An 18,339-nucleotide genomic window follows, 5' to 3' on the forward strand; every position below is an offset into this window, starting at 1 on the left:
TTATTCGGCGCACATTGATGGCCGCCTTCGCCGCTACGCTGGCATTGTCAGCAGTGGCTGCGACCCCGGCCCGGGCCCAGGTGGCCGCCGTCACGGCCCAGGATCGCGTCCTTGGCCGGGCGGATGCGCCGGTGACGGTGATCGAATACGCCTCCTTCTCCTGCAACCACTGTGCGGCTTGGCACAACGACGTCTATCCGGCCTTCAAGTCCCGCTTCGTAGATACCGGCCAGGTTCGATACGTCTTTCGCAACCTACCCACCCAGCCGCAGCAGATGTCCCTGTCCGGTGCCGCCCTGGCCCGCTGTGCAGTGACGGAGAAGTTCTTTGACGTCGCCAGCCTGCTGATGCGCAATCAGGAGGCCGCGCTTGATGGAGGTCCACTGCAGGACTGGTATCGCCCGGCAATAGCAGCCAGTGGGCGGACACAGGCCCAGATAGAAGCCTGTGTGGGCAGCACTGAAACCCAAGCCGCCATCAACGCCGACATCGAAAGCGCTGTCGCGGCAGGCGTGAATTCGACCCCTAGCTTCTTCGTCAACGGCAAGCCCGTGACCGACCGCAGCCTGACGGGCCTCGAGGCCGCCATCCGCGCCGCCCGGGCGGGGGGCTGACGCCCTAGCCGATGCAGTTCCAGCGTCTCCGCCTGGTGGGCTTCAAGTCCTTCGTGGACCCGGCGGAAGTGCATATCGAACCCGGCCTGACCGGCATCGTCGGGCCCAATGGCTGTGGCAAGTCCAACGTCCTTGAGTCCATGCGCTGGGTCATGGGTGCCAACTCGGCCAAGGCCATGCGCGGCCAGGGGATGGACGATGTCATCTTCGCCGGGGCCGCCGACCGCCCGCCGCGCAACCATGCCGAAGTCCAACTGACCATCGACAACGCCCAGCGTCGGGCCCCCCAGCCCTTTACCGATGCCCCCATGCTGGAGGTCTCGCGCCGCATCGACCGCGGCCAGGGCTCGACCTACCGCATCAACGGCAAGGAAGTTCGCGCCCGCGATGTGCAGTTGCTGTTCGCCGATGCCTCGACCGGCGCCAACAGCCCGGCCCTGGTGCGTCAGGGCCAGATCAGCGAACTGATCGCCGCCAAGCCGCAGAACCGCAGGCGCATCCTGGAAGAAGCCGGCGGCGTCGCCGGCCTGCACACCCGCCGCCATGAGGCCGAGCTGCGGCTCAAGGCGGCCGAGGCCAATCTGGAGCGGCTGGACGATATCGGGCGCGAGCTGGAAACCGCCCTGAACCGGCTGAAGCGCGAGGCGCGGCAGGCCGAACGCTACAAGAAGATCAGCGCAGAGATCCGTGCCCTGCAGGCCGCCCTCCTGTTTGTGCGCTGGAACGACGCCCGGGTCGCTGCCGAGGGAGCCGCCGCCGAACTGGCCGAGGCGGACCGCGCCGTCGCCTCGGCCACCAGCGCCGCCGCCGCCAGCCAGAGCGCCGCCCTGAAAGCCCAGGAAGCGCTGAAGCCAGCGCGGGAGGAGGACGCCGTGGCCGCCGCCCTGCTGCACCGCGCCAGCCTGGAACGCGACCGGCTGGACATGGCCGAACAGGCGGCGCGGGCCGAGGTCGAACGCCTTCAGGCCGAGAACATGCGCATCGCCGCCGATATCGAACGCGAAGGCAACATGGCCGACGACGCCGCCGCCGAACTGAGCCGCATTGCCGAAGCCCTCGCGGCCGTCGAGGCCGAGATCGCCGCCGCCCCGGCACGTGGCCCCGAACTGGAGGTCACCCTGGCCGCCACCGAGGACGCCCGCCGCGCCGCCGATGCCGAGGTCGAGCGTGTCGCCGGAGCAGTCGCCTCCGTCGAGGCCCGCCTGAACGCCGAAAACGCCCGCAAGCGCGATGCCGAGGCCCGCGTCGCGCGCGCCGAGGCCCAGCTGACCTCGGCCAGGGCCGACCGCGAGGCCTTGGGCCCGCTTAAGACGCCGGAGATCGAAGCTGCCTCGGCCGAACTGGCCAAGGCCCAGGCCGATTTGGCATCCGCCCGGGCCGCCGTCGAAGCCGCAGAAGCCGAGCGTGGCGACCGCGCGCGCGCCGAAGCCGAGGCGCGCACCGCCGTGCGCGCCGCCGAGGACCGGTTGGGACGGCTGCAGACCGAGGCCCGGGGACTGGCCCAACTGCTGACGCAAGGGCGCCGCGACCACCCGCCCGCCCTGGATCAGGTCCGCGCCGACAAGGGCTATGAGGCGGCGCTGGCCGCAGCTCTGGGCGACGATCTGGATGCCGCACTGGATGCCCGCGCGGCGACCCACTGGGCCGGGGCTGAGGTCTCGCCTGTGACATGGCCGTCGGGCGTGGTGCCTCTGGCCGATCATGTGAACGCGCCGCCCGCCCTGGCCGCCCGGCTGGCCTTCTGCGGCGTCGCGGAGCGCGCCGCTGCCCCCGCCCTGGCCCGCGACCTGCCCCCCGGTGCCCGGCTGGTGACGCGCGAGGGGGACCTCTATCGCTGGGACGGCTTCGTCCAGCGGGCCGAGGCCCCGCGCCCCGCCGCCGTCCGCCTGGCCCAGCGCACGCGCCTGGCCGAACTGGAAGCCGAGATCGATACCGGCAAGCCTGCGCTGGACGCTGCGCAAACTGCCATGAAGGCCGCGACCGAAGCCTTCCGCGCCGCCGAGGAGGCGGTGAAGGCCGCCCGCGCCGCGCCCTTCGCCCTGGACAAGGCCGTCACCGCCGCCCGCGACCGCTTCGAGGCCCTCGGCCGGGAGCAGGCCCGCAAGGAGGCGCGAGCCCAGGCTCTGGACGACACCCTCGCGCGCTTGAACACCGAACACGAGGCTGCCGTCGCCGCCCTGGCCGAAGCGCAAGGCGGAGATGCGCCCTCCGAGACGCTGGAGGGTCTGCGGGCCGAACTGGCGATGGCCCGCAGCGCCGCCGACGCCGCCCGCACCACCGCCGCCAATGCGCGTGTCGAACGCGACAGCGAAGCCAGAGAGATCGCCGGGCGCACCACCCGCCGCGACGGCCTGACCCGCGAGTGCGAGGGCTGGACCAGCCGCGCCTCGGACTCCAGGGCCCGCGTCATCGCGCTGGAAAAGGACGCGGAAAAGGTCGCGGCCCGACTGAAGGCCGCGGCCGATGCCCCCGAACATTTGGCCGCCCAGCGGTCAGCCCTGCTGGACGCCCTGACCACGGCCGAGACCCGCCGCCGCGCCGCCGCCGACGCCCTGGCTGTGGGGGAGGCCGAAGCCGGCGAGGCCGACCGCGCCAGTCGCGCCGCCGATGCCGCCGCCTCCGCCGCCCGGGAGGCGCGCGCCGGCCTCTCCGCCCGCGCCGAGGCCGCTGCGGAAAAGCTGGCCGAGGCTGAAGCGAACCTGCGCGAAACCGCCCAGATGTCGCCTGAAGAGCTGGGCCAGAAGCTGACCGACGACGCCATCGCCCGCCCGCCCGATGCCGCCGGGGCCGAAAGCCTGCTCTATGGGTTGGAGCGCGAGCGCGAGGCGCTGGGGGCCGTCAATCTGCGCGCCGAGGACGAAGCGACGGAATACGGCGACCGACTTCAGACCATGAAGGTCGAACGCTCCGACCTGACCAGCGCCATCGCCAGGCTGCGCGACGGCATTGACGAGCTGAACGCCGAGGGACGCGAACGGCTGGTCGCCGCCTTCGACGTCATCAACGACAACTTCAAGGCCCTGTTCGAGGCCCTCTTCGACGGGGGTCAGGCCGAGCTGAAGCTGGTCGAGAGCGACGATCCGCTGGAGGCCGGTCTGGAAATCTACGCCTGCCCGCCCGGCAAGCGTCTGTCGGTCATGAGCCTGATGAGCGGCGGCGAACAGGCCCTGACGGCGGCAGCGCTCATCTTCGCCGTCTTCCTGGCGAACCCGGCCCCCGTCTGTGTGCTGGACGAGGTCGATGCGCCCCTGGACGACGCCAATGTGGACCGCTTCTGCCGCATGCTGAACGAAATGCGCAACCGCACCGACACCCGTTTCATCGTCATCACCCACAATCCGGTGACCATGAGCCGGATGGATCGACTGTACGGCGTCACCATGCCGGAGCGGGGGGTCAGCCAGTTGGTCAGTGTGGATTTGAAGCAGGCCGAGGGGATGGTGGCGTGACCGATACAATCATCTGGATATGTGCGGCGATGATGGCTGTCGTCATCAGCCTGTTGATTGCTCAGACGATACGAGGCTTGTTCAGAGGCTTTGTGACTGGCCACGTTCAAATGTGGGTTGGACGCGCCGCTGACCGTCGCTCCGAACACGGCCGTTTCTGGTGGATCATCACGCAGAAGGTACTCAGCCTCGTAGTCCTTACGCCTTTGGCGACTCTTGCGATCCTCGGCGTCGTGAATGGATTACTCAGGCTCTTCTCAGCTTAGTTATCGCGACGCTCCGGCGGACGAATATTGTCCCATCAGCTCCGTCCTCACGAACCACACCAAAATCGCCGGACCCTCGATGACGTAGCGGCGGAACATGCGACGGGGCTGGCTCACCAACCGGTGCAGCCATTCCAGCGACAGACGCTGGAATACCTGCGGGGCCCGCTGCTGACGACCGGTCAGGAAGTCGACAGATGCCCCGACGCACAGGGTGACGCCCTGCACTCGCCCCGCCAGACGCAGGGCATGGGCGAACCGTTCCTGTTTGGGGAAGGAGACGCAGGCCAGGAGCACGTCCCATTCGGCCTCGGCGGCGGCGCGCACGGCGGCGTCCCATGCGGGCGTGTCGGGCACCAGCATGGGGGCATCCAGAAACACCAGTCGGGCCTGCGGATATCGCGCGACCAGATCGTCGAACGCCACCCGATCCGGGCCGAAGACCGCGATGGTCAGCTCACGGGCGGCCGCTGACCCAAGCAGGTCCGCCGTCATGTCCGAGCCCGGATAGACCGACAGCCGTCTGCCCTTCAGCCGGGCCAGATGGCTGAGGATGCGACTGTCGCAGATCTTCAGGTCCGCGCCCTGATAGACGTCGGCCCCGACCCGGCCGTCCATCAGCTTGATGACGTGATCCACATTGGGCGTGACGACATAGACATAGGGCCCACGCGCCATCTCGGTGACCCGCCCCAGCAGGACGGAACGGTCGCCGTCGGCAAAATCCAGCGTCATGAAGCGCGTCATGGACCGACCCTATCGCGCGCGGGTCAATGGGCGGTTACGATCGCGCATGATCCTGACCCTGCTGTCGCTGCTGACCTTCGCCGAGCCTGAGGGGCCGCATCGGTTTGTCTTTCTGGGCGCCGGGCGGTTTGCTCAGTATGCCGACCTGGCCAGCCTTCAGCCCGAAGGCGACGGTGGGCGCATCCGCGTGTTTCAGGTGGTGGAGCCGGATTTCCGCGCCGGCGGCACGACCTACTGGGGCGGCTGGTCCTGGTGGCGGTTTGACTGCGGGCCCCGGGGCCATGTCGACCGGCTGGATTTCGCCAGCGTGCGCGAAGGCGGTGAAGAGGGGCCATCCACGCCTGACGACGCCCCGTCCTACGAAGCGGTTCAGGGGGGCGATGCTTTCGAAATGGTCGTCGCGGCCTGCAATCCGGAGGACTACGACACCGATGCCACCACTCTGGAGGAGGCCGTGAGACAGGGCCGGGCCAATCTGGAAGCCGTCGACTAACCCTGCGGCGAGACGGGGGCCGCATTGCGATCCCACCCCAGCCGATCCCTCGGCAGCGCCTCGGGCAGTTCGTCGCGCATGTAGGCGAGCATCTTCTCGCGAACCTCGCAGCGCAGGTCGAAGGCGATGGAGGCGTTGCGGGCGCTGGTCAGGCAGCGGACCTGGACCGTGCGCTCGGTCACCTCGGTGACCTGCAACGAGACCACATCGCCGTCCCACAGCGGCGAGGCATGGGCGATCTCTTCCAGCTTCATGCGCAGCCGGTCGATGGGGGCTTCGTAGTCGACGTAGAGGAAGGCCGTGCCGATCAGGCTGGCATTGTCGCGGGTCCAGTTCTGGAACGGCTTCTGGATGAAATAGGTCAGCGGCAGGATCATCCGCCGCCAGTCCCACAGCTTGACCACCACATAGGTCGAGGTGATCTCCTCCACCCGGCCCCATTCGCCCTCGACGATGACGGCGTCGTCCAGACGGATCGGCTGGGCCGTGGCGATCTGGATGCCCGCGATCAGATTGGTCAGGAAGGGCTGCAGCGCCAGACCGGCCACAATGCCGACGACCCCTGCCGAGGCCAGCAGCGACAGCCCCCATTGCCGCACGCCCGGGATGGTCAGCAGCGCCAGTCCCAGGGTAATCAGGGCGATCAGCAGGGCCGAGACCCTTTGCAGGATGCGTGTCTGGGTCACGTGTTTGCGGGCACTGAGGTTGTCCTCGGCGTCCATGTTGAACTTCCGCAGATGGACGACGGCCCCCATGTCCACGGCCCCGGCCAGCATCCAACCGCACACCAGGATGAAGCCGAACAGCAGGGCCTGCCGGATCAGCAGCGACGGCTCCGGGTCCATGGGCGAGATGGTGACGCCCAGGGCCACCGCGACGATCATCACCGCGATCCGCACCTTCAGCCGCGCGCGACCGACGACTCCGCGCCAGAAGACGTCCTTATTGCGCACCACCCATTTCAGCAGGCTGAACACCACCTGATTGGCGGCCCAGCCGACGAAGACGAAGACGCCGACGATGACGGAGATGACCACCCATTCGGGCAGCCAGTAGAATTCGCGCCAGAGGCGGAAGACCTCGCGGGTCATGTCCTGAATGAAGATCGGCATGGCTGACGTTTAGCGCGTCACGGTGGCGAGGCGAAGGCCGCCTGCGGCTGCGACGCTCAGATCGCCGCCGCCTCGACCATGTCGGCCAAGGCCGAGGTCGCGTCTGGCAGGGCCGCTGAGCGTGCGCCTTCGCTCATGGCTGACAGGCGCGCGGGGTCCGACAGCATCGCCGCTAGCGACGCCGCCAGTCGGTCGACCGTCACCTCGTCCTCCAGCACCATTTCGGCTCCACCCGCCCGGACCAGGCTGAGGGCATTGAACCGCTGATGGTCGTCCATGGCGATCTTGAGCGGGATCAGCAGGGACGGCAGGCCCGCCACCGCCAGCTCCGAACAGGTCGAGGCCCCGGCCCGGCCGATGACCAGATGCGCCTGCGACAGACGCCGGGCCATATCGGAAAAGAAGGGCGCGATCTCGGCCTCCATGCCTGCCCGGGCATAGACGGCGAGCGCCGCCTCCAGCGTCTCGGGTCGCGACTGCTGCTGCACCCGCAGGCGTGTACGCAACGCCTCGGGCAGGGCCGCCAGTGCCTGTGGCACGGTCTCGGACAGGATGCGCGAGCCCTGGCTGCCGCCGGTGACGAGCAACTGGATCGCGCCGTCGCCGGTCGGAGCCACAAAGGCCCGTTCGCCCAGCGCCCGGATGTCGGCCCTCACTGGATTGCCGATCAGGGTGACGCGCGCCCCGACGCCGTGCGGCACCTTCTGCAGGTTCGGAAAGGATGAAGCCACGGCCCCGACATAGGGACTGAGCCAGCGATTGGTGCGGCCCAGCACGGCGTTCTGTTCGTGCAACAGGGTCGGCCGACCCTGGCTGAGCGCGGCCAGAAGGGCCGGGGCGGAAGGGTAGCCGCCGAAGCCCACGACCACCGCCGCATCCAGCCGCTTCAGCGCCGACCGCGCTTGCAGCACACCTCGCGTGATGGCCACGCCCGCCTTGGCCATGCCGATCGGCCCGCGCCCGGTGGCGGCGTCCAGCGCGATCCGCTCCTCGGCCGGGAAGTTCTGGGCATAGGCCTCGCCCCGCCGGTCCGTGGCCAGCACGATCCGCCAGCCGCGCCCGGCCAACTCGCGCGACAGGGCCTCGGCCGGGAACATATGCCCACCGGTCCCACCGGCGGCGACGACGCAGAGTCTGGAGGTCATGGATGCCTTCTAGCCCAACATCCGCCGACGCGGCAGACTGGCCCCCGGCTCATAGGCCCCCGGTCGCTTGCGGGTCAGGGCCAGGGCCAGCCCCATGGTCAGCCCCATGGCCACCATGGACGAGCCGCCATAGCTGATGAACGGCAGTGTCATCCCCTTGGTCGGGACCAGGCTCAGATTGACAGCAATGTTGATACTGGCCTGCAGCCCGATCAGGATGAACAGCCCCGCCGCCGCCGTCTGCTCGAACGGGTCGCGCAGTCGCATCGCCTTCTGCATGCCGCGCAGGACGATGAAGCCGAACAGGCCGATCATGATCAGGCTCAGCACCAGGCCGAACTCCTCGGCCCCGACGGAATAGATGAAGTCGGTATGCAGGTCGGGCACCGAGCGCTTCATCACCCCCTCGCCCACCCCGCGTCCGACCAGGCCCCCGGCCCGGATGGCCTCGGACGCGCGGTCGATCTGATAGGTCGCGCCGGCGTCGTCCGAGCCGAAACGGCTGAGGCGATCGCGCATGTGGCTGAAGCTGAAATACAGGCCGACGACACCCGCCGCTCCCGCCGCCGCCAGGGCCGCCACCCACTTCAGCGGCACGCCGGCCATGAAGAAGACGGCCATGAAGGTGGTGGTGATCAGCAGGGTCTGGCCGATGTCGGGCTGGATCAGCAGAAGCGCGACCGTCAGGCCCCAGACACCGAACGCGATGCTGACGCCGGGCACGCCCTCGCCCTTCTGGCCCTCGGCGAACATCCAGGCGGAAAAGACGATCAGGCCGGGCTTGGCAAACTCCGAGGGTTGCAGGCTGAACGGGCCCAGGTTGATCCAGCGGGCCGCGCCCTTCACCTCGTCGCCGATGAAGGGCAGCAGCATCATGGTGATGATGGCGCACAGCAGCGCCGCCAGGGCGATGCGGCGCACACCCTTGGGAGAGAAGAACGAAGTACCCAGCAGCATGACCAGACCGGCACAGCTGAACACCATCATCCGCCAGCTGTAGTGGAAGGGGTCCGTGATCGACTGGTCGGCCAGGATAGCGGCGGGGCTGGAGGCGAAACTCAGCGCCACGCCCATCCCCATCAGCGTCAGGGCCGCGGCCAGCAGGCCCCGATCCACGGTCCAGAACCAGTTGGCCACCGGTCCCTTGTCATTGCGCGAAAACGCGGGGCTGTAGGCTTCGGTCATGACGGGGCCATGGGGGTTGCACCGAGGGCCAGGACGGCGGCGCGAAACGCCTCGCCCCGCACCTCGAAGTCGGGATACTGGTCGAAACTGGCCGCCGCGGGGCTGAGCAGCACGACCTCGTCGCGTCCTGTGGCGGCGGCGGCGGCATAGGCCTGCTGCACCGCCGTGGCCATGTCGCCGCTGATCCGGTGCGGGGTGTCGCCCAGCCGGGCCGCGAACGGCCCCGCCGCCTCGCCGATCAGAAACGCCTCGACCACGCGCGGGAACAGCTCCTCCAGATCGTCGATACCGCCCTGTTTGGCCCGCCCGCCCGCGATCCAGAAACTGCGGTCATAGCTGGTCAGGGCCTGACGGGCGGCGTCGGCGTTGGTGGCCTTTGAGTCGTTGACGAAGCGGACGCGGCCGAGCGTGCCGACGGTTTCCATGCGGTGGGCCAGGCCGGGGAAGGACAGGAGGCCCTCGACGGTGGTGTCATGGCTGACGCCAAGGGCGCGGGCGCAGGCGTAGGCAAAGGCAGCGTTCTGGGCGTTGTGGCGGCCGGGGAGCGAGCGGGCGGGGCTCAGGTCGGCCAAACGCTCACCATCGACGCTGAGCCAGCCCCCGTGTGCTTCAATTCTTCCGCTCATCCCGGCGAAAGCCGGGACCCAGTTCTTTGGGTGATCGGTCGATGAATTCGGCTCGGATCGCTTGTCCTGGCGCGCCGGCGTCAAGCTGGACAGCGCTGGGTCCCGGCTTTCGCCGGGATGAGCGGAGGTGGAGATCACGGTGCCGAGACGACCCAGGCTCGCGAGATGTCCAGCAACACCACACCCCCTGGTCTCATCCACCCCGACCAGCGCCACGCCATCCGCACGTTGCGTCGCAAACAGCCGCGCCTTTGCCGCGACATACCCCTCCATCCCGCCATGCCGATCCAGATGATCCGGGCTGATGTTCGTCAGGATCGCCACGTCCGGCGCAAAGGTGGTCGTCAGGTCCAGCTGATAGCTCGACACCTCGATCACATAGACGGCCTCGGGCGTCGGCTCGGGCAGGGCCAGCACGCCAATGCCGATATTGCCGCCGACATGGACCGTCAGCCCGGCCTGTTTCAGCACCCAGCCGATCAGGGCCGTGGTCGTGGACTTGCCGTTGGTGCCGGTGATGGCGACGACGCGGGGGCGCTGTCCCTCCGGCAAGGCCGCCAAGGCCCGCGCGAACAGTTCGATGTCGCCTATGATCTCGATCCCGGCCTCATGCGCCTTATCCACCGTCCAATGCGGCTTGGGATGCGTCAGGGGGGCACCAGGCGACAGGACCAGGGCCGCGAAACCCGACCAGTCGGCGACCGTCAGGTCCTCGACCACGAACCCTTCAGCCTCGGCCTGCATGCGACTGGAGACACTGTCGTCCCACAGCACCGGCAAGGCCCCGCCCGCCTTCAGCGCCCGCGCCGCCGTCAGCCCCGACCGTCCCAGGCCGAAGACCGCGATACGCCGCCCCTCGAAGCCTGGGGCCAAAATCATGAGAGGACGATCATCTAGCGCAGCTTCAACGTCGCCAGACCGGCCAGGGCCAGCATGGCGGCGACGATCCAGAAACGGATGACGACCGTCGATTCCGGCCAGCCCATCTTTTCGAAATGGTGGTGGATCGGGGCCATCAGGAAGATGCGGCGGCCGGTCATCTTGAAATAGGCCACCTGAATCATGACCGAGGCGGCCTCGATGACGAACAGGCCGCCGACGATGCCCAGCACCAGTTCGTGCTTGGTCGCGACGGCGATGGCCCCCAGTGCGCCGCCCAGAGCCAGCGAGCCGGTGTCACCCATGAAGATCTTGGCCGGCGGCGCATTGTACCAGAGGAAGCCCGTGCCCCCGCCGATCATGGCCGCGCAAAAAATGGCCAGCTCGCCCGAGCCGGGCACATGGTGGACACCCAGATAGCCCGAAAAGATGAAGTTGCCGACCAGATAGCTGATGATGCCGAACGCCGCCGCCGCCATCATGACCGGCACGATGGCCAGGCCGTCCAGACCGTCGGTCAGGTTCACCGCATTGGAAAAGCCCACGATGGTGAAGGCCGCGAAGGCCACATAGAACCAGCCGATGTTCAGCAGCACGGCCTTGAAGAAGGGAAAGGCGATCGACGTCTCCAGCCCCGGCGAGGTCGGCGAGGCGGTCATCCACAGCACGGTCAGCACACCGGCGATCACCGAGACCACGACCTGGGCCGCCAGCTTCTGCTTGGACGTCAGGCCCGCCGAGGTCTGTTTGGTCACCTTGGCATAGTCGTCGATGAAGCCCAGGACGCCAAAGGCCGCCGTGACGAAGCTGACGATCCAGATGTAGGGATTGGTCAGGTCGCCCCACAGCAGGACCGCCACCGCGATGCCCGCCAGGATCATCAGCCCGCCCATGGTGGGCGTGCCGACCTTGGACAGGTGCGAGACCGGGCCGTCGTCGCGGATCGGCTGGCCGCGGCCCTGTTTGGCACGAATCCAGTTGATGAACCGGCTGCCCATGGCCACCGACACGATCATGGCCGTCGCCATGGCCAGCGCCACCCGCACCGTCTGGTACTGGACCAGGTTCAGCAGGGGGTAGTCCTGCGCCACATCGGAAAACTGCAGATACAGCAGATAGAACATCAGACTTCCTTTGCCCCTATCGCTCGCGTCGCGGACGCTTGCTGCTTGAGGGGCGGTTCGCTGCCCAAGGCCGCCAGGGCCTTGGCGACCATCGACGCCTTCGATCCGTTCGAGCCCTTGACCATGACCACGTCGCCGGGCCCGGCCAGGACCATGGCTTCGGCCGCCAGCTCGGCCGCCGTCTCGCGCCACAGGCCCCGACGCGAGCTGGGCAGGCTGTCGTACAGTGCCTTCATCTCCGGCCCGGCGGCATGGACCATGTCCAGCCCCGCGGCCTCGATCGCAATCCCCAGCCCCTGATGCAGCGCCCGCGACTGGTCGCCCAGCTCCAGCATGTCGGTCAGGACGACCACGCGCCGTCCGCCCGGCCCCACCGGCCTGACGCCCAGGCTGCGGAAGCCCGCCGCCATCGACAGCGGATTGGCATTGTAGCTTTCGTCGATCAGGGTGAAGGCCCCACCGGGGGCGGCCACCTGCATGGTCTGCCCCCGCCCGGCCAAGGGCGCGAACCCGGCCAGGGCCGCCAGCGCCGTCTCCAGCGGCACATCCAGCGCCTCCAGCATCAGGATGACGCACAGGCTGTTCAGGCCCCAGTGATGGCCAGACTGAGCCAGGCGATACTCCAGCGCCTTGCCGTGCAACTCGGCCCGCACGGTTGCCCCCTCGGTGTCCGGCTCGAACCCGATCAGCCGCGCTTCGTTTGCGGCCCCGGTGCCGAAGCGCAGGACCTGCGCGCCTTGCGCTCGCGCCGCCGCCTCCAGCACAGCCGCCTGGGCCACATCGCCGTTCAGAACCGCCGCGCCGCCGGGCAGCAGGCCTTCGAAGATCGACGCCTTCTCCGCCGCCACGCCGGCCTCGCCATCGGCAAAGGCCTCGATATGCACCGGGCCGACGGTGGTCACGCAGGCGGCGTGCGGCGCGACCATACGCGACAGGGGCGCGATCTCTCCCGGCGCATTCATGCCGATCTCGAACACCGCCCGGGCCGTGCCCTGCGGCATCCGCGCCAGCGTCAAAGGCACGCCGATATGGTTGTTGTAGCTCTTGATCGACCCGTGCGACGACCCCGCCAGATCCAGCCCGGCCTTGATCGCCTGGGTCACGCTGGTCTTGCCGACGCTGCCGGTGACAGCCCCGCGACGTCCGGCCCGGTCGCGGGCAGCGACACCCAGGGCTTCCAGCGCCTTCAGCGTATCGTTCGTGACGATGGACGGCCCGCCCTCTACGCCATGGTCCGTCAGCGCACCGGCGGCCCCCGCCGCAAAGGCCGAGGCGGCGAACGCGTGCCCGTCGCGCGCACCCTTCAGAGCCAGGAAAAGATCGCCGGGCACGATCTCACGGCTGTTGTAGGTCAGGCCCGTGACCTCGAAAGGCGCGCCCGACAGGCGTCCACCCGTGGCCGCTTCGATCTGTTCAGAGGTCCACAGGACAGGAGTATCAGGCATGGGCGTTCAGGGCTTCGGCGGCGACGGTCGCGTCATCGAAGGGGTGTGTCACCCCGCCGACGATCTGACCCTGCTCATGCCCTTTTCCGGCGATGACCACCACATCCCCGTCGCGCATCATGTGGATGGCCTGGTGGATGGCTTGCCGGCGGTCGCCAATCTCCTGTGCGTCCGGACAGCCTTCGCGCACGGCGCGGCGGATGGCAGCCGGATCCTCACCGCGCGGATTGTCGTCGGTTACGATGGCGACATCGGCCAGACGTCCGGCAATCTCGCCCATCAGAGGGCGTTTGGCGCGATCGCGGTCGCCGCCCGCACCGAACACGACGATCAGCCGCCCCGTCGCATGCGGCCGCAGGGCCGACAGCACCGTCTCCAGCCCGTCGGGCGTATGGGCATAGTCGACATAGACCTCGCCCTTGCCGTTACCGCCAGCGACCCGCTCGAGCCGCCCCTGCGCCCCCTCGATCTTCTCCATGGCCGCCAGAACCCGCTCGGGGCTTTCGCCGCCGGCGATGCACAGCCCCGCCGCGACGAGAGCGTTCGACGCCTGGAACGCCCCCGCCAGCGGCAGCAGCACCTCATGCAGGCTGCCACGCACATCCAGCGACAGCCGCTGGCCTTCCGGCACGGCCTTGCGGCCCAGCAGGGTCAGGTCACGCCCGCGCTCACCCACGGCCATCACGCCCAGGCCGGACATGATGCTGGCCGAGGCAAACTGGGAATAGGCGTCGGAATCGGCGTTCAGCACCGCCGTACGCCCGCGCGGCAACAGGGTCTCGAACAGCCGCAGCTTGGCGTCGCGATAGGCGGCCATGTCGCCGTGATAGTCCAGATGATCCTGCGTCAGGTTGGTGAACCCCGCCGCCTTGAGCGTGACCCCGTCCAGACGCCGCTGGTCGATGCCGTGCGACGAGGCCTCCAGCGCCAGATGGGTCACGCCGCCCTCGGCCAGATCGGCCAGCAGGCGGGCCGCATCGGCGGCGTCGGGGCTGGTCAGGCCGGGCCCCGTCAAGGCCTGATTAACGTTACCGGACTGTTTCAAAACCCCAAGAGTGCCCATGCTCGCCGAGGTCAGGCCCAGCGCCGCCCAGATTTGGCGGCAGAAGGCGGCGACGGACGTCTTGCCGTTGGTGCCGGTCACGGCGACGCAGGTGGCGGGCTGGGCTCCATAGAAGCTGCGCGCCGCGATGGCATAGGCCCGGCGCACATCGCCCGAGGTAACCAGAACAGGAGCCATTCCGGCGTCGGTATCGGACGGAGCCAGGACGGCGGCCGCCCCCTGCGACAGGGCCTGGGGGATGAAGGCGCGGCCGTCGGCGGCGCTGCCGGGCAGGGCCACGAACAGGGTGCCGGGCGCGACCTTGCGGCTGTCGGAGGTGACGCCCGTAATCATCGGGTCGCTGGCCACATCGCGGCGCAGCAGGTCGGACAGGCGGACGGGTGGCTGGACGCTCATCGCCCGTCCCCTTCAACGTCCTCATAGGTCGGCAAACGCTCGCCGGTGGCCGTGCGCCAGACGTCGGCCCGGCGTTGCACGCCCAGGAAAGGCGCGATCCGGTCGGCGATCCGGCCCACGGCCGGCGCGGCGACGAAGCCACCCGTGCGCGGATAGGTCTGGGGCTCATCCATCAGGATCAGGATCTGATACCGGCGCGCATTGACCGGGCCGTCGGCCGGGAAGACGGCGGCGAAGGTGCCCAGGGCGTGGGCGGTCGAATAGCGGCCATTGACCGACTTGTTGGCCGAGCCCGTCTTGCCCCCGACCCGCAGGCCCGGCGCATCGGCCCGGGTGCCCGAACCATTGACGACGTTGCGCCGCATCAGGTCCAGCATGGTCAGGGAGGTCTCGGGCGAAATGATTTGCCGTACCGGCGCATCAGGACGACCACCTTTGCGCAACGTCAGTGGAATGTAGCGCCCACCGTTAGTCATCGCCTGCATGGCCGCAGCCATCTGCAGCGGTGTGATGGAGATGTTGTAGCCGAACGACAGCGACGCCAGGGTCGAATCCGTCCAACCGCGCGGGGTGATCGGGGCTTCGGACGCGATTTCGAAGGGAGCCTGGTCCATCAGGCCGAAGCGCCGGAAATAGTCCTGCATGACCGCAGGCCCCATCTCGGTCGCCAGCCGCGAAGTGCCGATGTTGGACGAGTGAAGATAGACCTCCTCCAGCGACATCACCTTGTTCTGGGCGTGGAAGTCCTTGATGCGGCGGTTGCCGATCTGAAGCGCCTCGGAGGCGTCCAGCATGGTGTGCATGTCGGCCCGGCCGGTGTCGATGGCGGCGGCGACGGTGAAGGTCTTGAAGACCGACCCCATCTCATAGGTGGCACTGGCGGCCAGGTTGCGCGAGTTGGTGCCCGGCCAGCTGGCCATGCCCAGAACCTCGCCTGTCTGGACGTCGGTGATGATACCGACCGCGCCCTTGGCCTGGGTTTCCAGGGCCATGGCGGCCAGTTCGTTTTCCAGCACGCCCTGGACGCGCAGGTCGATGGAGGTCTGGAAGGTTTCGCCGCGTGCGCCCGCCGCGCGAACCTCGGCATCGAACGCCTTCTCGACGCCCGACAGGCCGACCTCGCCGCCCTCCTCGACGCTGCCGACGACGTGGCGGGCGGACTGGCCCAGCGGATAGACGCGGACATCCTCCGGCTCGAACGTCAGACCGCCCAGCGCCAGATCGTGCACGCGGGCGCGCTCGGCCGGCGTCAGACGGGCCAGCGCCAGGACACGGCGATCGCCGTTCACGGCCCGGGTCAGCCGGCTCATGCGGATGCGCGGCACGGCCTTCTTGATGGCCGCGATGGCCGCAGGCCGATCCCAGACCTCGGACGGATCGATATACAGGCCATAGTGGGTGATGTTGGCGGCCAGCAGGGCCCCGTTGCGATCCACGATATCGGCCCGCGTCGTGGCATTCGGATGCGACGCGCTACCGACCCCGACCTGTGGCCCCCACAGCGCCGCCTTGGCCGCGCCCAGAGCCAGACAGACGAAGACACCCGCGAACAGCCAGCGGATCAACAGGATGCGGACCCGCGTATCCTCTTCGGGCCGCGCATCGGTCCGCGCACGGCCAAAGGCATGCTCGACCCACCACATGGCCTCGCCCAGCCAGCGCCAGGACGGCAGTTTGCGCGACAGGGCGCTCAGGTTCGCTACGCCGGGGGCAGGACGGGTCCAGGCCTGATGATGCGGATCGTGCACGCTCATTGCGCGACCTCCGCAGGCGCTTCCGGCACCGCTGCCTGCTCTTCCGCGACGGGCGCAGGACCGGCGGGCGGAGGCGCGATGACCACGGGACGAGGATCAGGCTCCGGCGCGATCAGGGGCAGACCCTGTTCGGTGGCCTGACGATGCACATCGACGGGCCCCAGGCCCGCCTCGCGCGACAGGGCCTCAAGACGCGCGGGTTGTTCCAGACGCGCGACCTCGGCGCTCAGCAGGCGAACCCGCTCGCCGTTCGAGGCAATCTGGCGCTCCATGTCGGCGATGTCGCTGCTCTGGCGCGCCGCCGCCGCCTTGGCGACATAGACGGACAGGACCATCAGGGCGACCAGAATGACGCCGATGATCTCGACCCATCGGATGCCGCGGACCTTCCAGGCAAAGACGCGTTGGACGACGGCAGGAACGGTCATGCGGCGACCTTTCCGCCGATGGGGCCCCACGGCTGGGCGTCGGTCCGCACCGCCGCCCGCAGCTTGGCCGATCGGGCCCGCGGATTGGTCGCCAGCTCGGCCTCGCCCGCCTCACGCGCGCCCTTGAACGCCAGGGTGAAGCTGGGCTTGCGGGTGTCGATGGCCACCGGCGCATGACGCGAGCCGCCCGGCGCATTGCCGGTCCGCTCGGTCAGGAAGGCCTTGACGATCCGATCCTCCAGCGAATGGAAGGTCACGACGGCCAGACGGCCACCGGGGGCCAGCGTCGCCTCCGCCGCCTCCAGCCCGGCGCGCAGCTCGCCCAGCTCGTCATTGACCGCGATCCGCAAGGCTTGAAACACGCGAGTGGCAGGATGGATGGCGGCCCCGCGACGACCGCCCAGGGCTTTTTCGACCACGGCGGCCAGATCGAGCGTGCGATCGAACGGCTTCTCCACTCGGCGACGCAGGATGGCGGTGGCGACGCGGCCCGACTGGCGCTCGTCGCCATACAGTTTGAAGATATGGGCCATCGGCCCGTGGTCCCAGGTGTTGACGATGTCGGCGGCGGTCTCGCCCTCATCACTCATCCGCATGTCCAGCGGCCCGTCGCGCATGAAGGAAAAGCCGCGCTCTGCCTGATCCAGCTGCATGGACGAGACGCCGATATCGAACACCACCCCGTCCAGCCGCGCCTCGCCCGTCCCGGCGAAGGCCTCCGCCAGGCCGGAAAACGGCGTGCGGACCAGCTGGAACCTGCCGGGATAGTCGTTGGCCACGGCGTCGGCATGCGGCTGGACCGTCGGGTCGCGGTCCAGGGCGATCACGGTCGCGCCGGTCGCCAGAATGGCGCGGGTATAGCCACCCGCCCCGAAGGTCGCGTCGATGATCACATCGCCGGCTTGTGGCGCGAGGGCTTCGATCACTTCGTCCAGCAGGACCGGGGCGTGGGGCGCGGTCGTCATGCCCCCTCCCCCGCGGCGCGCGTCGTCTCGCCGTTCATGACCTTGCGAGCCAGGGCCCGGCTGGCGGCGCGGCGGGCGTTCCACGCCTTGCGGTCCCAGATCTGGAAACGCGGCCCCATGCCGGCGATCACCACATCCTCGCCCAGCCCGGCCTCCTGGCACAGACCTTCGGGCAGGGTGATGCGGCCACCGCTGTCATAGGACAGCGGGCGCTGGGCGGCATAGAAGGCCTCTTCCATGGCGGTGCGTTCGTCGCTGCCGAACGGCAGGGCCTCGATGCGGGCGACATATTCGGCCATCAGCCGGTCACCGCCGGCCTCCAGGCAGTCCGAGGCGATCGAGAAGAAGCAGAAGACGCCGTTCTGGGCTCCGTTGTCGGCGGTGCGGAACTCCTGCGGGATCAGCAGGCGCCGCTTTCCGTCCAACTGTTTCTCATAGGTTCCGAGAAACACGATTGCCCCAACTCGGGCCCTTCGACCCGCCCCTCTAATCCGTTGGCGCCGCTTGGCGCATGCCTCACCCCACTCAGTGCGAATGGGATAGCATGGGATTGAATGGGTCTCAATGGGATTAGTTGACGAGAGTTAACCTCAATTGCGGCCGTAACGGCAGTATGTCCGTGAACATACACGGAACGCGCAAAGTATA

Annotated in this window: 16 protein-coding genes; 4 read left to right on the top strand and 12 right to left on the bottom strand. The window is 68.7% G+C overall.

The annotated features are described in order from the left end of the window. Window positions 1-17 precede the first annotated feature (17 nt). Genes WC585_RS01815 through WC585_RS01825 form a run of 3 tightly spaced genes read left to right on the top strand, consistent with a single transcriptional unit; the run spans window position 18 to window position 4,329 of the window. On the top strand, window positions 18-614 hold the full coding sequence (locus WC585_RS01815; RefSeq protein ID WP_373255808.1) for a thioredoxin domain-containing protein: 597 nt from the start codon (window positions 18-20) through the stop codon (window positions 612-614). A gap of 11 nt (window positions 615-625) precedes the next feature. Further along, a complete protein-coding gene (smc, locus tag WC585_RS01820; protein ID WP_373255809.1) occupies window positions 626-4,063 on the top strand; it encodes a chromosome segregation protein SMC in 3,438 nt (1,145 codons plus the stop codon). Next, the gene (locus WC585_RS01825; protein ID WP_373255810.1) at window positions 4,060-4,329 is read left to right on the top strand and encodes a hypothetical protein; all 270 of its coding nucleotides are present in this window, start codon (window positions 4,060-4,062) and stop codon (window positions 4,327-4,329) included. Before smc ends, WC585_RS01825 begins: the two co-directional genes overlap by 4 nt. On the opposite strand, the gene WC585_RS01830 is transcribed toward WC585_RS01825, so the two are convergent. Beyond that, window positions 4,330-5,076, bottom strand: a complete 747-nt coding sequence (locus WC585_RS01830; RefSeq protein ID WP_373255811.1) for a WecB/TagA/CpsF family glycosyltransferase — start codon at window positions 5,074-5,076, stop codon at window positions 4,330-4,332. Between WC585_RS01830 and WC585_RS01835 the strand changes: the two genes are divergently transcribed. Next, the gene (locus WC585_RS01835; protein WP_373255812.1) at window positions 5,075-5,569 is read left to right on the top strand and encodes a hypothetical protein; all 495 of its coding nucleotides are present in this window, start codon (window positions 5,075-5,077) and stop codon (window positions 5,567-5,569) included. The genes WC585_RS01830 and WC585_RS01835 overlap by 2 nt on opposite strands. Here WC585_RS01835 and WC585_RS01840 read toward each other — a convergent pair. Genes WC585_RS01840 through WC585_RS01890 form a run of 11 tightly spaced genes read right to left on the bottom strand, consistent with a single transcriptional unit; the run spans window position 5,566 to window position 18,143 of the window. Then, window positions 5,566-6,681 (bottom strand): mechanosensitive ion channel family protein, encoded by a 1,116-nt coding sequence (locus tag WC585_RS01840; RefSeq protein WP_373255813.1) that lies wholly within the window; start codon window positions 6,679-6,681, stop codon window positions 5,566-5,568. The two genes, WC585_RS01835 and WC585_RS01840, sit on opposite strands and share 4 nt — an antisense overlap. A gap of 56 nt (window positions 6,682-6,737) precedes the next feature. Next, window positions 6,738-7,826 (bottom strand): undecaprenyldiphospho-muramoylpentapeptide beta-N-acetylglucosaminyltransferase, encoded by a 1,089-nt coding sequence (gene murG, locus WC585_RS01845; RefSeq protein WP_373255814.1) that lies wholly within the window; start codon window positions 7,824-7,826, stop codon window positions 6,738-6,740. 9 nt (window positions 7,827-7,835) lie between these two features. Next, window positions 7,836-9,011 (bottom strand): FtsW/RodA/SpoVE family cell cycle protein, encoded by a 1,176-nt coding sequence (locus WC585_RS01850; RefSeq protein WP_373255815.1) that lies wholly within the window; start codon window positions 9,009-9,011, stop codon window positions 7,836-7,838. Next, on the bottom strand, window positions 9,008-10,516 hold the full coding sequence (murD, locus tag WC585_RS01855; protein WP_373255816.1) for a Mur ligase family protein: 1,509 nt from the start codon (window positions 10,514-10,516) through the stop codon (window positions 9,008-9,010). The genes WC585_RS01850 and murD overlap by 4 nt, the downstream gene beginning before the upstream one ends. A 14-nt stretch (window positions 10,517-10,530) precedes the next feature. Then, entirely contained in the window at window positions 10,531-11,640 is a 1,110-nt protein-coding gene (gene mraY / locus WC585_RS01860; protein ID WP_373255817.1) for a phospho-N-acetylmuramoyl-pentapeptide-transferase, read from the bottom strand. After that, window positions 11,640-13,085, bottom strand: a complete 1,446-nt coding sequence (gene murF, locus WC585_RS01865) for a UDP-N-acetylmuramoyl-tripeptide--D-alanyl-D-alanine ligase (RefSeq protein WP_373255818.1) — start codon at window positions 13,083-13,085, stop codon at window positions 11,640-11,642. Before murF ends, mraY begins: the two co-directional genes overlap by 1 nt. Next, a complete protein-coding gene (locus tag WC585_RS01870) occupies window positions 13,078-14,544 on the bottom strand; it encodes a UDP-N-acetylmuramoyl-L-alanyl-D-glutamate--2,6-diaminopimelate ligase (protein ID WP_373255819.1) in 1,467 nt (488 codons plus the stop codon). Before WC585_RS01870 ends, murF begins: the two co-directional genes overlap by 8 nt. Further along, window positions 14,541-16,298 carry a peptidoglycan D,D-transpeptidase FtsI family protein gene (locus WC585_RS01875; protein ID WP_373255820.1) on the bottom strand — a complete coding sequence of 586 codons (1,758 nt, stop codon included), beginning with the start codon at window positions 16,296-16,298 and terminating at the stop codon, window positions 14,541-14,543. The genes WC585_RS01870 and WC585_RS01875 overlap by 4 nt, the downstream gene beginning before the upstream one ends. After that, on the bottom strand, window positions 16,295-16,726 hold the full coding sequence (locus tag WC585_RS01880) for a cell division protein (protein ID WP_373255821.1): 432 nt from the start codon (window positions 16,724-16,726) through the stop codon (window positions 16,295-16,297). The genes WC585_RS01875 and WC585_RS01880 overlap by 4 nt, the downstream gene beginning before the upstream one ends. Beyond that, window positions 16,723-17,691, bottom strand: coding sequence for a 16S rRNA (cytosine(1402)-N(4))-methyltransferase RsmH (rsmH, locus tag WC585_RS01885; RefSeq protein ID WP_373255822.1), 969 nt, complete (start codon window positions 17,689-17,691; stop codon window positions 16,723-16,725). Before rsmH ends, WC585_RS01880 begins: the two co-directional genes overlap by 4 nt. Then, window positions 17,688-18,143: a division/cell wall cluster transcriptional repressor MraZ gene (locus WC585_RS01890; protein WP_292172912.1), complete on the bottom strand. Its 456-nt coding sequence runs from the start codon at window positions 18,141-18,143 to the stop codon at window positions 17,688-17,690. Before WC585_RS01890 ends, rsmH begins: the two co-directional genes overlap by 4 nt. Between the last annotated feature and the right edge of the window lie 196 nt (window positions 18,144-18,339).

It is taken from the genome of Brevundimonas sp. (assembly GCF_041648055.1).
In the GTDB taxonomy this organism is placed as follows: Bacteria; Pseudomonadota; Alphaproteobacteria; order Caulobacterales; family Caulobacteraceae; genus Brevundimonas.